This is a genomic window from Klebsiella sp. P1CD1 (genome assembly GCF_003790505.1).
Lineage (GTDB): Bacteria > Pseudomonadota > Gammaproteobacteria > Enterobacterales > Enterobacteriaceae > Klebsiella > Klebsiella variicola.
On the sequence record NZ_CP033631.1, the window covers coordinates 1005560 to 1019275 of the forward strand.

General features: G+C 59.1%; 16 protein-coding genes and 1 riboswitch. Of the genes, 4 read left to right on the forward strand and 12 right to left on the reverse strand.

Going from position 1 to position 13716, the window contains the following annotated elements; genetic code table 11:
* From DTA24_RS05045 to pduA, 12 genes are read right to left on the reverse strand one after another with little or no spacing between them, the layout of a single operon-like run.
* Complete coding sequence (locus DTA24_RS05045) at nucleotides 1–276, reverse strand: EutN/CcmL family microcompartment protein (protein WP_012540668.1); 276 nt, start codon at nucleotides 274–276, stop codon at nucleotides 1–3.
* 3 nt (nucleotides 277–279) lie between these two features.
* On the reverse strand, nucleotides 280–771 hold the full coding sequence (pduM, locus tag DTA24_RS05050; protein WP_012540669.1) for a microcompartment protein PduM: 492 nt from the start codon (nucleotides 769–771) through the stop codon (nucleotides 280–282).
* Nucleotides 768–1400 carry a phosphate propanoyltransferase gene (locus tag DTA24_RS05055; RefSeq protein ID WP_012540670.1) on the reverse strand — a complete coding sequence of 211 codons (633 nt, stop codon included), beginning with the start codon at nucleotides 1398–1400 and terminating at the stop codon, nucleotides 768–770. The genes pduM and DTA24_RS05055 overlap by 4 nt, the downstream gene beginning before the upstream one ends.
* Entirely contained in the window at nucleotides 1400–1867 is a 468-nt protein-coding gene (locus DTA24_RS05060; RefSeq protein WP_038421746.1) for a BMC domain-containing protein, read from the reverse strand. The genes DTA24_RS05055 and DTA24_RS05060 overlap by 1 nt, the downstream gene beginning before the upstream one ends.
* A gap of 21 nt (nucleotides 1868–1888) precedes the next feature.
* Complete coding sequence (gene pduJ, locus DTA24_RS05065) at nucleotides 1889–2164, reverse strand: propanediol utilization microcompartment protein PduJ (protein ID WP_002915806.1); 276 nt, start codon at nucleotides 2162–2164, stop codon at nucleotides 1889–1891.
* Between the two features lie 18 nt (nucleotides 2165–2182).
* A complete protein-coding gene (locus DTA24_RS05070; RefSeq protein WP_012540672.1) occupies nucleotides 2183–2533 on the reverse strand; it encodes a glycerol dehydratase reactivase beta/small subunit family protein in 351 nt (116 codons plus the stop codon).
* Nucleotides 2523–4355 (reverse strand): diol dehydratase reactivase subunit alpha, encoded by a 1833-nt coding sequence (locus DTA24_RS05075; protein ID WP_038421744.1) that lies wholly within the window; start codon nucleotides 4353–4355, stop codon nucleotides 2523–2525. Before DTA24_RS05075 ends, DTA24_RS05070 begins: the two co-directional genes overlap by 11 nt.
* 12 nt (nucleotides 4356–4367) lie before the next feature.
* On the reverse strand, nucleotides 4368–4892 hold the full coding sequence (pduE, locus tag DTA24_RS05080; protein ID WP_012540674.1) for a propanediol dehydratase small subunit PduE: 525 nt from the start codon (nucleotides 4890–4892) through the stop codon (nucleotides 4368–4370).
* A gap of 14 nt (nucleotides 4893–4906) precedes the next feature.
* Nucleotides 4907–5587: a propanediol dehydratase medium subunit PduD gene (gene pduD, locus DTA24_RS05085; RefSeq protein WP_012967302.1), complete on the reverse strand. Its 681-nt coding sequence runs from the start codon at nucleotides 5585–5587 to the stop codon at nucleotides 4907–4909.
* 10 nt (nucleotides 5588–5597) lie between these two features.
* The gene (gene pduC, locus DTA24_RS05090; protein ID WP_002915744.1) at nucleotides 5598–7262 is read right to left on the reverse strand and encodes a propanediol dehydratase large subunit PduC; all 1665 of its coding nucleotides are present in this window, start codon (nucleotides 7260–7262) and stop codon (nucleotides 5598–5600) included.
* A gap of 18 nt (nucleotides 7263–7280) precedes the next feature.
* Nucleotides 7281–8093 (reverse strand): propanediol utilization microcompartment protein PduB, encoded by an 813-nt coding sequence (pduB, locus tag DTA24_RS05095; protein WP_008806300.1) that lies wholly within the window; start codon nucleotides 8091–8093, stop codon nucleotides 7281–7283.
* Nucleotides 8090–8374 (reverse strand): propanediol utilization microcompartment protein PduA, encoded by a 285-nt coding sequence (pduA, locus tag DTA24_RS05100; RefSeq protein ID WP_049139868.1) that lies wholly within the window; start codon nucleotides 8372–8374, stop codon nucleotides 8090–8092. The genes pduB and pduA overlap by 4 nt, the downstream gene beginning before the upstream one ends.
* 524 nt (nucleotides 8375–8898) lie before the next feature.
* Between pduA and pduF the strand changes: the two genes are divergently transcribed.
* The 4 genes from pduF to cbiB all read left to right on the forward strand — a co-directional run bounded on the left by pduF (nucleotide 8899) and on the right by cbiB (nucleotide 13706).
* Nucleotides 8899–9708 (forward strand): propanediol diffusion facilitator PduF, encoded by an 810-nt coding sequence (gene pduF, locus DTA24_RS05105; RefSeq protein WP_012967303.1) that lies wholly within the window; start codon nucleotides 8899–8901, stop codon nucleotides 9706–9708.
* 202 nt (nucleotides 9709–9910) lie between these two features.
* Nucleotides 9911–10822, forward strand: a complete 912-nt coding sequence (pocR, locus tag DTA24_RS05110; protein ID WP_012967304.1) for a transcriptional regulator PocR — start codon at nucleotides 9911–9913, stop codon at nucleotides 10820–10822.
* Between the two features lie 280 nt (nucleotides 10823–11102).
* Nucleotides 11103–11281: riboswitch (cobalamin riboswitch) on the forward strand.
* Between the two features lie 92 nt (nucleotides 11282–11373).
* Nucleotides 11374–12750 carry a cobyrinate a,c-diamide synthase gene (locus DTA24_RS05115; protein WP_023340680.1) on the forward strand — a complete coding sequence of 459 codons (1377 nt, stop codon included), beginning with the start codon at nucleotides 11374–11376 and terminating at the stop codon, nucleotides 12748–12750.
* Complete coding sequence (gene cbiB / locus DTA24_RS05120; protein WP_008806296.1) at nucleotides 12747–13706, forward strand: adenosylcobinamide-phosphate synthase CbiB; 960 nt, start codon at nucleotides 12747–12749, stop codon at nucleotides 13704–13706. Before DTA24_RS05115 ends, cbiB begins: the two co-directional genes overlap by 4 nt.
* The last annotated feature ends 10 nt before the right edge of the window (nucleotides 13707–13716 follow it).

Genomic DNA, 13716 nt, shown 5'->3' on the forward strand with positions numbered 1-13716 from the left:
TTAGCGTGAAAGTGAGTCAACAATGCCCACAACGGCAAGATCGATGGCCTCATTCGGGCCGCTAAAGACGTGGCGTGCGCTCGAGCCGCTGCAGAGCAGCACCAGTTCGCCGACGCCAGCGCCAACCGAATCTACCGCCACTTCATCGCCGCTCGCGGGCTGAAATGGATGTTCGTCGTCTGTGCTTACCCGGCGCACCAGCAGCAGTTTTTTGCCGTTCAGAGAGGGCGATTTTTGCGTCGAGACGACGGCGCCGGTCACGCGTGCCAGATGCATAGTTCACTCCTGCTTAATCAATTGAACATGCCGCGCGACGGCCGCTTCGCGGGCGAGGGCGGTGATAATGGGGCGGCGGCGCAGCACCAGATAACCTCCCCTGAGACGGGCTACATCGGCATAGGTGAGCACCGACGCGGCGTGAAGTCTGACGGGCTGGCCAGGCGGGTCGCTGAACGTCAGCGGCAAACGGGCGAGTTTTTTTACCGCCAGCGCGGGGAGCAGGGCGGGAAGCAGCGTTAGCTGTACCCGAACGCCCCAGGCCATCGCCTCATGCAACGCGCAACCGGCGGCCGTCAGCGCGCGCTGGCCGGTAAGCTGCTCCAGCAGCGGTAAATCCACCTGCACGATGCGCAGCGAAGCGTGCTGGCACAGCAGGCTGTGGATATCCGCTTCGCCGAGCTGGGCCACGCTGAGCGTGGCCGTACTCCGGGCGCGACGGCGCAGACGGGCGGCGACCTCTTCGACGATACGCTGCAGCATCGCGTGGTTCATGGCTTCGTCACCAGCGTAGCCCAGGCCTGCGCAGCGTCAGCGCCTGCCGCATTGGCTTCGTCAGTATCGATGTGCATCTCAAGACGCATATCCGGGGCTACGCGGACCGCTACATTGTCGAAGATAAGCCGCCTGTCGCTGCCTTCGATCGCCACCGCGACGCTATCGCCATGGGCGACGCGCAGGATCAGGGCATCGAGCGGGGACATATGAATATGTCGTTGGGCGACGATCGTCCCGCTGCTCAGCTCCAGTTCGGCAAAGGGGCTTATCAGGCGGATCCCTGGCGTGTCCTGCAGATTGCCTGACATGCGCAGCGGCGCGGCGATACCGAGGGTCCGGGCGTCGGTGCGTGAGATTTCCACCTGGCTGGTCTGGCGCAAAGGGCCGAGCAGGCGCACGTTATTTAATCGTCCTTTGGGGCCAACCAGAGTCACCGTCTGCTCTGCGGCATACTGCCCGGGCTGCAGCAGCGCTTTTTTCGGCTGGATGGGCTGAGCGGGAAAGAGCCTGGCATAGTCCTCCGCCGCTAAATGGATATGGCGACTGGAGATACCGATTGGGATGGGACGCTGGCGCATCTCATCCAGCACTTTGTTGACTGTTGAAGCCAGCTGTTGTTTATCCATTACGCGTCACCTCGTTTACCGGCGTGCAGGCACTGCGAGCGAGGTTCGCCTTTTTGCCGTGGACAGTGCGGGTCCAGGCACAGGTTGCAGGTCACCTGCTCCGCAGGGCGGGGGAGGGTGTCTGCGGGATCTCTGCGCTCATCCATTACGGTGGCGTTCTCCTCTTCCAGAGCAGCGTCAGGTGCTGGTGAAGGCGCTTCGACGTGGGCTGGCAGCAGGCCTGCGCCGGGCCTGGCGATAACCTTCTGCGCCACCAGCCCCTGCTGCCGGTCGGCGAGTTCGGCCCCGGTCATCACCGCCGCCTGGACAGAGGCCACATCACCGGCGATCTTCACCACCATCCAGCCGGAGCCGTTGGTCTTTTCCAGGGCGAGCAGCGTGATGGCGGCCGCTTTCGCCATGGCGTCGGCGCAGGTGATGGCCAGGGCCAGGCCGCTGACCTCAAGTAATCCCAGTGATTGCTTCACGCAGTGCTCCTTGTTTCAAGGTCAGACGGATTTCGGCAGAATGGCCTCGACATCGCTGTGCGGGCGTGGGATCACATGGCTGGACTTGACCTCGCCGACCACGCTGGCCGCCGCGCTCCCGGCGTCAACGGCGGCTTTCACTGCACCGACGTCTCCGCGGACCATCACGGTAATCAGCCCGGAGCCAATTTTTTCGTAACCAATCAACTGCACGTTGGCGGATTTCACCATTGCATCAGCGGCTTCAATGGCGCCAACCAGGCCTTTCGTTTCAACCAGTCCTAGTGCGTTATTCATATTGTGTTCTCCTGTGGATTAAGCATTGCGATCCCGAAATGGGATCCCTTTGACGAGACGAGCCGCATTGTTGCCAGTGTTTCGCCGGGCCAGCCTGTCCTGGTGATACCTCAGCGAAAACAGCGGAGTTGATGCGGGTAAATTTTTGTAGTGCACGATGAGCTGTTCCCGGTCGCAGGCGATGCCCACCAGCAGCGGCGAACGCTGCGCCGCCTGCCAGGCGTGATGGACAAGATCGCCGCCGGTCCGCGGTTGCAGAACGAAAGGAATGCCTTCCTCTTCAATGCCCAGCAGGACATCGCGCCACTGTTCGCTGCATTCGTCAGTGACCGCAATGACGATGGCGGGGGTGACGAGGCTACTCTCCATGCGTACCTCCTTTTTGCCAGGCAAGGAGTAATCCGCTGGCGACCGCATTGCGCGGGCCTTCACTGCCGCGGATGTTGCCGCGCCCGGCAACCAGCCGGTAGTGCGCCAGCGCGTCGGTGACCAGCTGGGGGATCTCGAAATCGAGGGACGAGCCGCCCACCAGCACTACGAACGGGATGTCGCGAATGTTGCCGGTAGGGCTCACCTGGCGTAACGCCCGCAGGGCGTTGGTGACAAAGACGCGTGATTTGGCGCTACGGCGAATGGCGCGCACTTTCTCCAGCGGCAGATCGCCGGGCAGGGGAACCAGTTCATCCGGTTTCACCACGCAGACGCGGGCAAATACCGCCGGTGGTAAGGCCGACGGAAAAAACTGGACGCTGCCGTCTTCATGACGCAGATGAAACAGGCTTTCGACTTTCGCCAGCGGGTATTTTTTGATCTCTTCCGCCAGATAGCGGTCCTCAAGCCCCAGCTCGCGGGCGATGATCATCGTGACCATATCGCCGGCGCCGGCCAGGTGAGTGGCGCTGATCTCTCCTTGCGCATTGATAATGGAGGCGTCGGTCGACCCGGCGCCCAGATCGAGGATCGCCAGCGGGCGCGTGGTGCCGGGAGTGGTGAGCGCCCCGAGAATGGCCGCTTCCGCCTCAGCGCCACCCACCTGAACCGCAATCTGCAGTTTGTGCTCAATTTCACGGGCGATCAGGGCCATCTGCAGGCGATCCGACTTGACCATCGAGGCGATACCCACCGCCTGCTCCAGCGAGAACTCCCCCGCCAGGCCACCGGTCACGCTGACCGGCACCGCCGTATCAACGGCCAGCAGATCCTGAATGCGGATCTCCTGAGCTGGCTTATTGGTAAGCTCCGCCATGGTCTGGCGCACGTGCTCAAGCATGCCGCCGATATTGGTGCCCGCTTCTCCCGCGACGTTGTCCAGTTTGCCGCAGCCGTCAACCGCCTTCATGATGGCTTCCGCCCCGGCGGCCACATCAACCTGTACGCTGCGCCCCTGAGCGATGAGCAGCAGATTCCCCGCCGGAATAGTCCGTGCCTTGACGTCGCCGGAGGGGGTTTTCACCACTACGGCCGAACGATTGCCAATCAGCGCCCGCGCCATTGGCACGATATTTTTGGTCTCTTCGGCGTTGAGATCGAAAACGGTGGCAATACCGTAGGGGTTGGAGAGCGTTTCGATGATCTTGCCGGGTAAAGCGACCTCGACCGCCGCCAGCATGCCAAGTGGAATACGGTCGATATGCTGAACTTCATCGATCACCGGCAGCGGTTGCTGTAGCCGGTTATTGACCAGCACGCCGTCATCCTGCTGCAAAATAATGCCGGAAATCTGATAGCCCGCTGCCGTCGCCGCATTGACCATCGCAGCGACATCGGCAAAGTCAAAGGCTGAGGAGACCACCAGAATATAGGGGGTGTCCGCAGCGCAGGACAGCAGCGCCTCCGGTGTGATGGTGATGCCGACCCCCAGTCCGACGCCGCCGGGTGTCTTCGGGTTGTGGCCGATCATGGTGGACTCGGTGATGATGGTTTCCGTGATGGTCTCCATCGCCACATCGCCAATGACCGGCGTGGCTTCGTTAATGCGAATAAGCGAGATATCGCTGACCTGAATGCCTGCCGCTTTTGCCGCCTGTGTTAGCGCCTCCTGAATACCGAACACATTACGTAATGTGCCTTTAATACCGGTGGTTTCAGCCAGCGCGCTGTGGCGGATGTTCAGCACACCTGCGTCATCGACCGTCGCCAGGGCGACCTCTGTCGATGAGTTGCCAATATCAATGCCAGCGATATAGCGCATGCTTGCCCCCTGTTAATCGTCGCCTTTCAGTTTCTTACGCTCGACGTACAGCCCGGCCGCTTCCCGAACAAAGGCGGCACAGAGCCGGGCCTGGTAGCGATGCTCGAGGTCATCAGCGATCGCCAGTAGCTCCGCCTGGGTGGAACGGTAAGGGCGCAGGGCGTTGTAGATCTCAAGGATCCGGTCGTCGGGAACCGCGGTGAGCTCGGCGGCCCGCTCAAAGTTCATCGCCAGCCGATCGCGTCCGGCATCCTGGGCGATCGCCGCCTGCATGCGCAGCGTTTCCGGGGTGATGCGCATGTCCTGTGCCGTAACGCGATCGCTTAATACGTTCTCCAGCGTCAGGTCATCGAGCGTTTTATTGGTAGCGGTTTTGACCCACTCCGGATGGCGGGTGGCTAACGGGTAGTCGCTGACTTTAGGCTGGCGAGCGGTGTCGTTTGTCGGTGCGGCTGGCGCGGGCGTTGCCCCGTCCTGTAGGCTGTTCATCCGGCTCAGCACGTCGCGTACCATGGATTCAATTGCGTCGGTATTCATCGGGATATCCTTTGTTAAAGTGCCATGCTCAGTTCCTGCGGGTTTTTGCCGGTCACTACGTATTTGGTCTCTTTAATGTGCAAAATGGCCGACTTCGCCTGGTATTTGGGACGAGCCATCTGATCGTTGAGCGTCGGCACCGGCTGCGGCGACTCGCGTTTGGCGTAGCGCGCGGCGTTTTTGCCAATCTGGCGGTAGGTTTCCAGGGTCAGCAGCGGCGCCTGCGGGAAGAGTTCCAGATTGGAAAGCGGCGGCAGGCCCCGCTGGTGGATGACGGTGGTGCCTTTCGACTGAATACCGATCGAGATGCCGGAGCCGCTCAGGCGGTTGCCTTCCACCGCCACGAAGGCGACGTCAGAAGATTTAAAGCAGCGGATCACCCGGGCTTTGATGCCTTCTTCCTCAATGCCGGCGATCACTTCGCGCAGAATATTTTTATGCGGAATGCCGACGATATTGGCGGTTTGCGCCAGGCCAAAGGCGGGCCCGACGGCAATGATGACTTCATCCTGCTGCGTGCCGGGTTTGGCTTCGCCGATTTCCGTCAGGAAGCTTTCGCTGGACACAGGCGCAACAGCGGCCGATGCGACGGAAGCGGCAGGCGCGCTAAAGGAGACCGGCTTATCTGCGCCTGATTTCATCTCCGACAGCACCTCTTCGATAATCTGGCGCAGCAGCGTTTCGTTAATTTCCATTTTTCACCCCTTAGCCAAGTTCATTGGGATCGAGCGCGCCCGGGATATTTTTAATCTCTTCCCAGCGCTCGCCTTGCAGGCGATAGCCTGTTGCCGGACCGGCATAATCGTTCACGTCATTCACGGCCGAGAGCACCTGGCCCTCGCCGACGATAATGGCGGAGGTGTGCAGGTAGTCGCCGGTGAGCTTGGCTTTCTGAATATTGAGCATGTCCTGGGCGACATCGGGGAAGCCGCCTTTCGCCAGGGCTTTCACCACCTCCAGGCCGTTGCGGTTCTTGTTGATGATCTCCTGGGCAAACTTGATGTCCTCAACGATGTTGCGCTCAGGCATATCTTTTGAACCGTGGGCGTAAGTGGCGGCCTCCACCTCTTCATCCGTAATTGGCGGCAAACCCATGCCGGCAAATACCGCTTGCAGCGCGCGGGCGGCTTTATTACGAATGGCGATCACGTCCTCTTCACGCACCGGCCGCAGGCCGCCATCGACCTTCAGATCGCGCTGGATCACGTTGTAGTCGTCGAAGTCTTCGGCATCTTCGTTGGAACCGGCGAACATGTTGTCGTAGTTCGGCACCGCCGAGTAACCGGAGGAGATAAAGTCGGTGCCTGGCAGGAACTGCATCAGCAGGCGCGCGGTACGCCGCATATCCGAGTGGGTAAAGGTTTGATCGTTACTTGAGGCGCACTCCAGATCCAGCGCTGAGCAAATCAGGTTTTCCGCCAGTACGGCGCGGATACCCGACGGTACGGCGGACGGCACGCCGATACAGCTGACGGAGCCATTCTGCAGGCCTTGCACCCCGGCGGCTTTGGTGATGTAGATGCAGCGCGCTTCGAGATACAGCATCGATTTGCCTTCGGCATAACCCATCTGCACTTCAGAGCCGGAGCCGGAGGTAAAGCGCATTTTCAGGCCGCGCGAGGCGTAGGAGGAGGCGAGGAAGCCTTTCGACCATGGGGTGTCATCGCCATCGGTAAACACCGGTTCCGTACCGTAGACCGAAATGGTTTCGGCATAGCAGGTATGGCCCAGCATGCCCAGTTTCAGCTCGGTGGCTTCTTCCAGGGAACACTGGGTGAGGACGCCGGGGCGGCCCACCTGTGAACCGACCAGCAGGGCGATGGCGTTGAACGGCGCGTAGCGCGCCACGGCGACGGTGGTCTCCTGCTCGTCAAAGCCGCGCCATGCGCCTTCAGCGGCGTCGGCGGCAATCTGTACCGGATTATCTTTGATATTAGTGACATGCGCCTGCTGGGACGGCGTGCGGCGGGCGCGCATTTTTTGCATCGCCATCATCATCTCGACCACGTTCATATGCGACACCACTTCGACGATTTTCGCCGGGGTCATCGCGGTGGTGAGCGGCACGATGTCGCTGCGTTTAACGTTCGGGTCGCAGAGCATATTGGCGAGCTTGACCGAATCCATGGCCATCACTTCTTCGGCACGTGCCAGATTAATACCGTAGCGCGCGATAAAGTGGTCAATCAGGTCGAACTGCTCAACCGGTTTGCCGTCGAGTTCGGTCACCGCGCCGTTGACGATGCGGATAGAGGGTTTGGGATCGTTAGGGCTTTCCATCGCGATAAAGCCCTCTTCGATCCACTCCTTAACGAAACCATCCTGATTCACAGGGCGTTTCGCCAGTGCTTCAAATCTTTTCGATCTCATGAATCAGCCTCGCGGGTATTAAATGTAGGAGGGGCGATCGTTTTTCGGTTCGGCGCCCAGCGTCCCCAGTACGGTTTTGCCGATCTCCCGGGCGGAGATCACCGCCTGGCGCACCGCGCCGGAGTCGCCGGAAATCACCAGGATGGCTTCGTTGCTGAAGCTGGTGCCGTGGGCCGGTGAGCTGTAAGCCACCACTTCGACGTTGGCTGATTTCAGCGCGGTATCGGCCATCAGCACGCCAACGGACGCCGGCGCGCCGACGATAATCCCGCAGGCGCGGCCCAGCGGAGCGCCGAAGGCTTTTTCCAGGGCGTAGCTGGCGCGCGCGGTATACTGCAGCTCGATATGACCCGCCTCGTTGCCGTAGACATCGCCGAAAGTACGGTCCAGCTCTTTCAGCGCGACCTCAATCCCGCGTTTGACGTCGGAAACATCGTTCCCGCCCAGCACAATCAGTGAGCCATGGCCTGCGCCGCCTTTGGTGTCGCGAGGAAGCTCAATGCTGACCACTTCGGTGTTGGTGGCTTTGACCGCTTCATCGGCGGCCATAATGTGCGGCCCGGCGCCGGTGCGAGCGCCGAGGATGCCGATAGAGCGATAGCGTTTTTCAAGCTTCATGGCTTCCAGCAATGCGGCATCCACGTTGGCGATGACCAGCCCGAGGGTGTCGCCAATGGCGGTCCCGACAAATTCCGTTAAGCTGCAGCTTTTCTCTGCCATAGCCGTTTCTCCTGTGGGATGGGGGGTATCGGGAAGCGCCTGCTGCTCTGGCGTCGCCACACGGGCTATGACTTGCGCCATGATCTGTTCAACCAGCTCATTGCTGCTCATTGGCTATTCCCCTTCGGTAAGATTTTTTCAACATCGGTATGGGGGCGGGGAATGACGTGTACGGCTTTCACCTCGCCCACGTGGCGGGCTGCGGCGGCACCGGCGTCGGTAGCGGCTTTAACTGCCCCCACGTCGCCGCGCACGATGACGGTCACCAGGCCTGAACCGATCCTTTCGTAGCCCACTAATAAAACATTGGCCGACTTAACCATTGCGTCAGCGGACTCTATGGCTGCGGTTAAGCCTTTGGTTTCTACCATTCCTAATGCTTCTTGTTGCATAAAGACCTCGCAGGGTATGTTCCAGTGAGGGAACTATATGGCGGGGCGGCGAAAAAGAATGGCTGAGTTGATAATGTAGAGCGAAAAAATAGTGGTTTTTATATAATAATAAATAGTCATGATTTGTTTTATATTGTTGTTTTTATTGGTTTTTATTTTTGTTATTAATGTGATTATCTTGCGGATGCTGTTCCATATTTACATTTTTAGGCGTGATTTTTTAAATTATTTTTGCTATGCGATATTTTGCATGGTGTGATATTTGTTGGAAAATAAACACTGCGCTTTTGCAATTTTTTATTATTGAGTTGGAAATAAAAATATCCCCTGAACGCCCGCCATTGCTGCATGAATTTGCGAGCAAATAGCAATAAATTGCTCTTCTTCAGCGATTTTACGCTGCCCGTTTTCCGCAGGATGCCAACACTTTGCTGCCGCCGGTTTCTATAGTGGGCCTCGCCGTACCCAACGAGCCAGCGGATGGTTGGCTGGCCTGGACACGAACTTCGTCAAGAGGTGTCACAATGAATGGTTCTTTACGCGCGCAATGTATCGCCGAGTTTTTAGGCACCGGGCTGTTTCTGTTTTTTGGTATCTGCTGCCTGAGTGCTCTGAAGCTGGCTGGCGCCAGCCTGGGGCTGTGGGAGATCTGTATTATCTGGGGACTGGGTATTTCTCTGGCGGTGTACCTGACGGCCGGCATTTCGGGGGGGCATCTGAACCCCGCCGTCACCGTCGCCCTGTGGCTGTTTGCCTGCTTCCCGGGTAGAAAAGTGTTGCCCTATATCGTGGCCCAGGTCGCCGGCGCGTTTGGCGGCGCCGTGTTAGCCTGGATACTTTACAGCACCCTGTTTACGCAATTTGAAACGGTGCATCACATGGTACGTGGCAGCCTGGAAAGCCTGCAGCTGGCCAGTATCTTCAGTACCTACCCGGCGCCTGAGCTCAGCATCTGGCATGCGGCGCTGGTGGAGGTGGTGATCACCTCGATGTTGATGGGGATGATCATGGCGCTCACCGATGATGGCAATGGCGTACCCAAGGGCCCGCTGGCGCCGCTGTTGATTGGCATTCTGGTAGCGGTGATCGGCGCCTCGACCGGGCCGCTTACCGGTTTTGCGATGAACCCGGCGCGCGATTTTGGCCCGAAATTATTTGCCTGGCTCGCCGGGTGGGGCGACATCGCGATGACTGGTGGAAGGGATATTCCCTATTTTATCGTGCCCATCATCGCGCCATTGCTGGGCGCCTGCCTCGGCGCCGCAATTTATCGTTTTCTCATCGCCAATAATCTTCCCTGCCATACCTGCGTTGAGGAGAAAAATACGCGTTAGCATCCAGTGAAAAATGTATTACTGAAATAGCAAAACTATTTCATGAACCGATATCACGAACCGCTCAAAAAGTCTCCCCGGGGTGGGAGACTTTTGTTATTGTCAATGCACTTTTTTATCGTCGACGGGATCTGATGCTAAAAAAGGGAAATATGAATAATATGTTTTATTTATAACAAAAAATTAACTGAGGGGTTTTATCATGATTTCTGCGAGTACCCTGAACTCAGAACTCATCAATAAAATCGCACAGGATTTTGCGCAAGCCACCAGTCTGGCGGTTGTGGTCGTCAATATTCACGGTGATGAGATTTCTGAACTGTTTAATTTCACGCCGTTTTGCCAACTCATGCGTCAGCACCCGGAGCACAGCGGACGCTGTCGCATGAGCGACCGCTGCGGCGGGCTGGAAGCCTCGAAAAATGACCAGCTGTGTATCTACCGCTGTCACGCGGGGTTAACTGATTTTTCCATCCCGCTGGTGATCGCCGGCCACCTCGTTGGCTTCGTGCTGTGCGGCCAGGTGCGTCTGAGCAATGATATTGAACTGGTTGATATTCTGAACGTGGATGACCGCTGGCAGGACGATCCGGCGCTGGTCCAGGCGTTTCGCGATGTGCCTGAGATGGACTATTCGCGGGTTATCGCTTCGGCGGATCTGCTGAAGCTGATCGTCGAGAATTGCCTGAAAAAACAGCTCAACTTTGTGGTTATCAAAGATAACCCGCCGCAGAACGACCCGGCGCAGGCCTGCCGGGCGGCCTCGCCGCACGATGGCAAAATGAAGAAGGCGCTGCGCTATATCGACGCGCATCTCTCCGATGAGCTGCGTCTGGAGGACGTGGCGGCGCACGTCTATCTCAGCCCGTACTACTTCAGCAAACTGTTTAAAAAGTATCAGGGGATCGGCTTTAACGCCTGGGTCAATCAGCAGCGGATGGCGAGCGCAAAAGAGCTGCTATGCCACAGCGACTGGAGCATTGCCAGCATCGCGCGGAATTTAGGTTTTTCGCAAACCAGCTATTTTTGCAAAGTGTTTCGCCAGACCTATCAGGTAACGCCGCAGGCATTTCGTCAGCAAATTAATGCCGGATCACAAACTGAGTCTTTTTAAATGACAATATTTTGCTATTGCCGATTTTTGATATCCCGGAGTATCTTCATCATTATAAAATGAAAAAAACGACAGTAGAGCAATAAATTGTCATAGCGCAACAAAATAGTGATATTCGAGGGATAAACTACACCAGTTTTTATTTTTGTGATGGGATAGAGTGTCCGTTAATACGAGACTGATGAATATCACAACACCGCTTCACCTCGCTGACGTCATTTTGCAGGCGATGAGGCGGTAAAAGTAAGCTTGAAACATTAACCGCGGATGCATGGCGCATCGGCGAATACAACCGACAGGTTCGACACCAGTTTGGTGTCAGGGAAGGGGGTGTAAATCCCCCGCAGCCCCCGCTGCTGTGATGCTGACGACCCCGCAAAAACCACTGATCGAAAGATTGGGAAGGGCGGGCGAGAACGAGGCTAAGCCAGAAGACCTGCCTGCCGGTAACTGACCAACAACTTCGGTGGGAAGTGGGTGGCTTAGCGGTGCGTGGTCGCAGGACCAGGCATGCGCGCAGCTATACCCCGACCACCTGAACAGGACAGGGTATGGCAACCAGGCGTGCGTTTATTCTTGCGGGTACCGGCAGCGGTTGTGGCAAAACCACCGTTACGCTTGGCCTGCTCAGCTTGCTCCAACAGCGCGGTTTGCGGGTGCAACCGTGTAAAGTGGGGCCAGACTACCTGGACACCGCCTGGCACACCGCCATCAGCGGCGTCGCCTCCCGCAATCTCGACAGCTTTATGCTTCCCGCCCCGATACTCAACGCGCTGTTTGCCGAACAACTGCAGCAGGCCGACATCGCGGTTATCGAAGGGGTGATGGGCCTGTATGATGGCTACGGCATCGACCCCAACTACTGCAGCAGCGCGGCGATGGCTAAACAGCTTGGCTGCCCGGTGATTTTGCTGGTGGATGGCAAAGCGGTGTCGACTTCCATCGCCGCCACGGTGATGGGCTTTCAACACTTTGATCCGGCCCTCAACATCGCTGGCGTTATCGTCAATCGGGTTAACAGCGACGCGCACTTCCAGCTGCTGAAAAGCGCCATTGAGCGCTACTGTCAGGTGCCAGTGCTCGGCTATGTGCCGCGCGTGGAAGGCGTGGCGCTGCCCGAACGGCATCTGGGGCTGGTGACCGCCCGCGAGTCGGTGGTCAATCAGCAGGCATGGCGGGATTTTGCCAGCCTGCTGGGGCGCACCCTCGACATAGACCGGCTACTGGCCCTCAGCGAACTGGCCGCCATGCCGGCCGGCGAGTGGGGGGAACAGCTTGCCGCCGACGCCGGCGAAGGACTGACGCTGGCCCTCGCCGACGATGAGGCCTTCAATTTTTATTACCCCGATAACCTGGCGCTGCTGGCGCGCTGCGGCGTGAAGATGGTGCGCTTTAGCCCGCTGCGCGATCGCCAGCTGCCGGCCTGCCAGATGATCTGGCTCGGCGGCGGCTACCCGGAGCTGCATGCGGCCGGGCTGTCCGCCAACCATGAGATGCTGGCGCAGCTTCGCGCGGCGCACCGGCGCGGGGTGGCGATCTACGCCGAGTGCGGCGGCCTGATGTATCTGGGCACGACCCTGGAAGTCACCGGCGGCGAGCGCTACGCCATGGCGGATATTATTCCTGGACACAGCCGAATGGGGACGCGTCTGACCCGGTTCGGCTACTGCGAAGCGCAGGCGCAGCAGCAGACGCTGCTGGCCGCTCCTGGCGAGTGGCTGCGCGGCCATGAATTTCATTACTCCGATTTTTCGCCCGCCACCCCTGCCGTACTGGCCTGCCGTAAACAGCGAGACGGTAAGACGCTCCAGCAGTGGCCGGGAGGATGGCAGTCCGGCAGCGCCTTTGCCAGCTATCTCCATGTCCACTTTGCCCAGCGCCCCACCATGCTCAACCACTGGCTGCGAGCGGCAAGGAGGGCGCAATGACTCTTCTCGCCTGGTGTGTGGCCTGGATACTTGATGTGCTCATTGGCGATCCGCCGCACTGGCCGCATCCGGTGCGCTGGATAGGTCGCCTGATCACCGTCAGCCAGCGTGTGGTGCGGCGCGTCTGCCATAGCGACCGGGCGCTGCGCATCGGCGGCGGGGTAATGTGGCTGGTGGTGACCGGCCTGACATGGGGCGTGGCCTGGGGCGCACTGGCGCTGGCGCACGGGCTCCATCCCTGGCTGGGATGGCTGGTGGAGGTGTGGATGATCTTCACCGTGCTGGCGGGACGCTGTCTGGCACAGTCGGCGATGGCGGTGGCCCGGCCGCTGCAGGCCGGGGATCTCGCCGAAAGCCGGCATAAGCTCTCCTGGATTGTCGGGCGCGACACCTCTCAGCTCCAGCCAGCGCAGATCAACCGTGCGGTGGTGGAGACCGTGGCGGAAAACACGGTGGATGGCATTATCGCGCCGCTCTTTTTCCTGCTGCTGGGCGGCGCGCCGCTGGCCATGGCCTATAAAGCGGTCAACACCCTCGATTCCATGGTCGGCTATAAACACGAAAAATACCGGGCGATCGGCATGGTCAGCGCCCGTCTTGATGATGTAGCCAACTTCCTTCCCGCCCGGCTGAGCTGGCTGCTGCTCAGCCTTGCCGCAGTGCTATGCCGGGAAGATGGCGCCCGGGCGCTGCGTACGGGCTGGCGCGATCGTTATCAGCACAGCAGTCCTAACTGCGCCTGGCCGGAAGCGACCGTCGCCGGCGCGCTGGGGATCCGCCTTGGCGGCCCGAACGATTACTTCGGCCAGCGCGTTGAAAAGCCCTGGATAGGCGACGCCGTCCGCGACATCGCGGTGGACGATATTTCCCGAACCATTCGATTAATGTGGGTGGCGTCAAGCCTGGCGCTGGCGCTATTTATCGGCGTGCGCTACTGGCTGGTCGGCGCGGCCTGAGGAGAACCTG

Coding starts and splice junctions, on each gene's coding strand:
- pduC (WP_002915744.1), bottom strand. CDS start 7,262: ATGAGATCGAAAAGATTTGAAGCACTGGCGAAACGCCCTGTGAATCAG.
- cbiB (WP_008806296.1), top strand. CDS start 12,747: ATGACTCTTCTCGCCTGGTGTGTGGCCTGGATACTTGATGTGCTCATT.
- pduD (WP_012967302.1), bottom strand. CDS start 5,587: ATGGAAATTAACGAAACGCTGCTGCGCCAGATTATCGAAGAGGTGCTG.
- DTA24_RS05075 (WP_038421744.1), bottom strand. CDS start 4,355: ATGCGCTATATCGCTGGCATTGATATTGGCAACTCATCGACAGAGGTC.
- pocR (WP_012967304.1), top strand. CDS start 9,911: ATGATTTCTGCGAGTACCCTGAACTCAGAACTCATCAATAAAATCGCA.
- pduM (WP_012540669.1), bottom strand. CDS start 771: ATGAACCACGCGATGCTGCAGCGTATCGTCGAAGAGGTCGCCGCCCGT.
- DTA24_RS05055 (WP_012540670.1), bottom strand. CDS start 1,400: ATGGATAAACAACAGCTGGCTTCAACAGTCAACAAAGTGCTGGATGAG.
- pduE (WP_012540674.1), bottom strand. CDS start 4,892: ATGAATACCGACGCAATTGAATCCATGGTACGCGACGTGCTGAGCCGG.
- DTA24_RS05070 (WP_012540672.1), bottom strand. CDS start 2,533: ATGGAGAGTAGCCTCGTCACCCCCGCCATCGTCATTGCGGTCACTGAC.
- pduJ (WP_002915806.1), bottom strand. CDS start 2,164: ATGAATAACGCACTAGGACTGGTTGAAACGAAAGGCCTGGTTGGCGCC.
- DTA24_RS05045 (WP_012540668.1), bottom strand. CDS start 276: ATGCATCTGGCACGCGTGACCGGCGCCGTCGTCTCGACGCAAAAATCG.
- pduB (WP_008806300.1), bottom strand. CDS start 8,093: ATGAGCAGCAATGAGCTGGTTGAACAGATCATGGCGCAAGTCATAGCC.
- pduF (WP_012967303.1), top strand. CDS start 8,899: ATGAATGGTTCTTTACGCGCGCAATGTATCGCCGAGTTTTTAGGCACC.
- pduA (WP_049139868.1), bottom strand. CDS start 8,374: ATGCAACAAGAAGCATTAGGAATGGTAGAAACCAAAGGCTTAACCGCA.
- DTA24_RS05115 (WP_023340680.1), top strand. CDS start 11,374: ATGGCAACCAGGCGTGCGTTTATTCTTGCGGGTACCGGCAGCGGTTGT.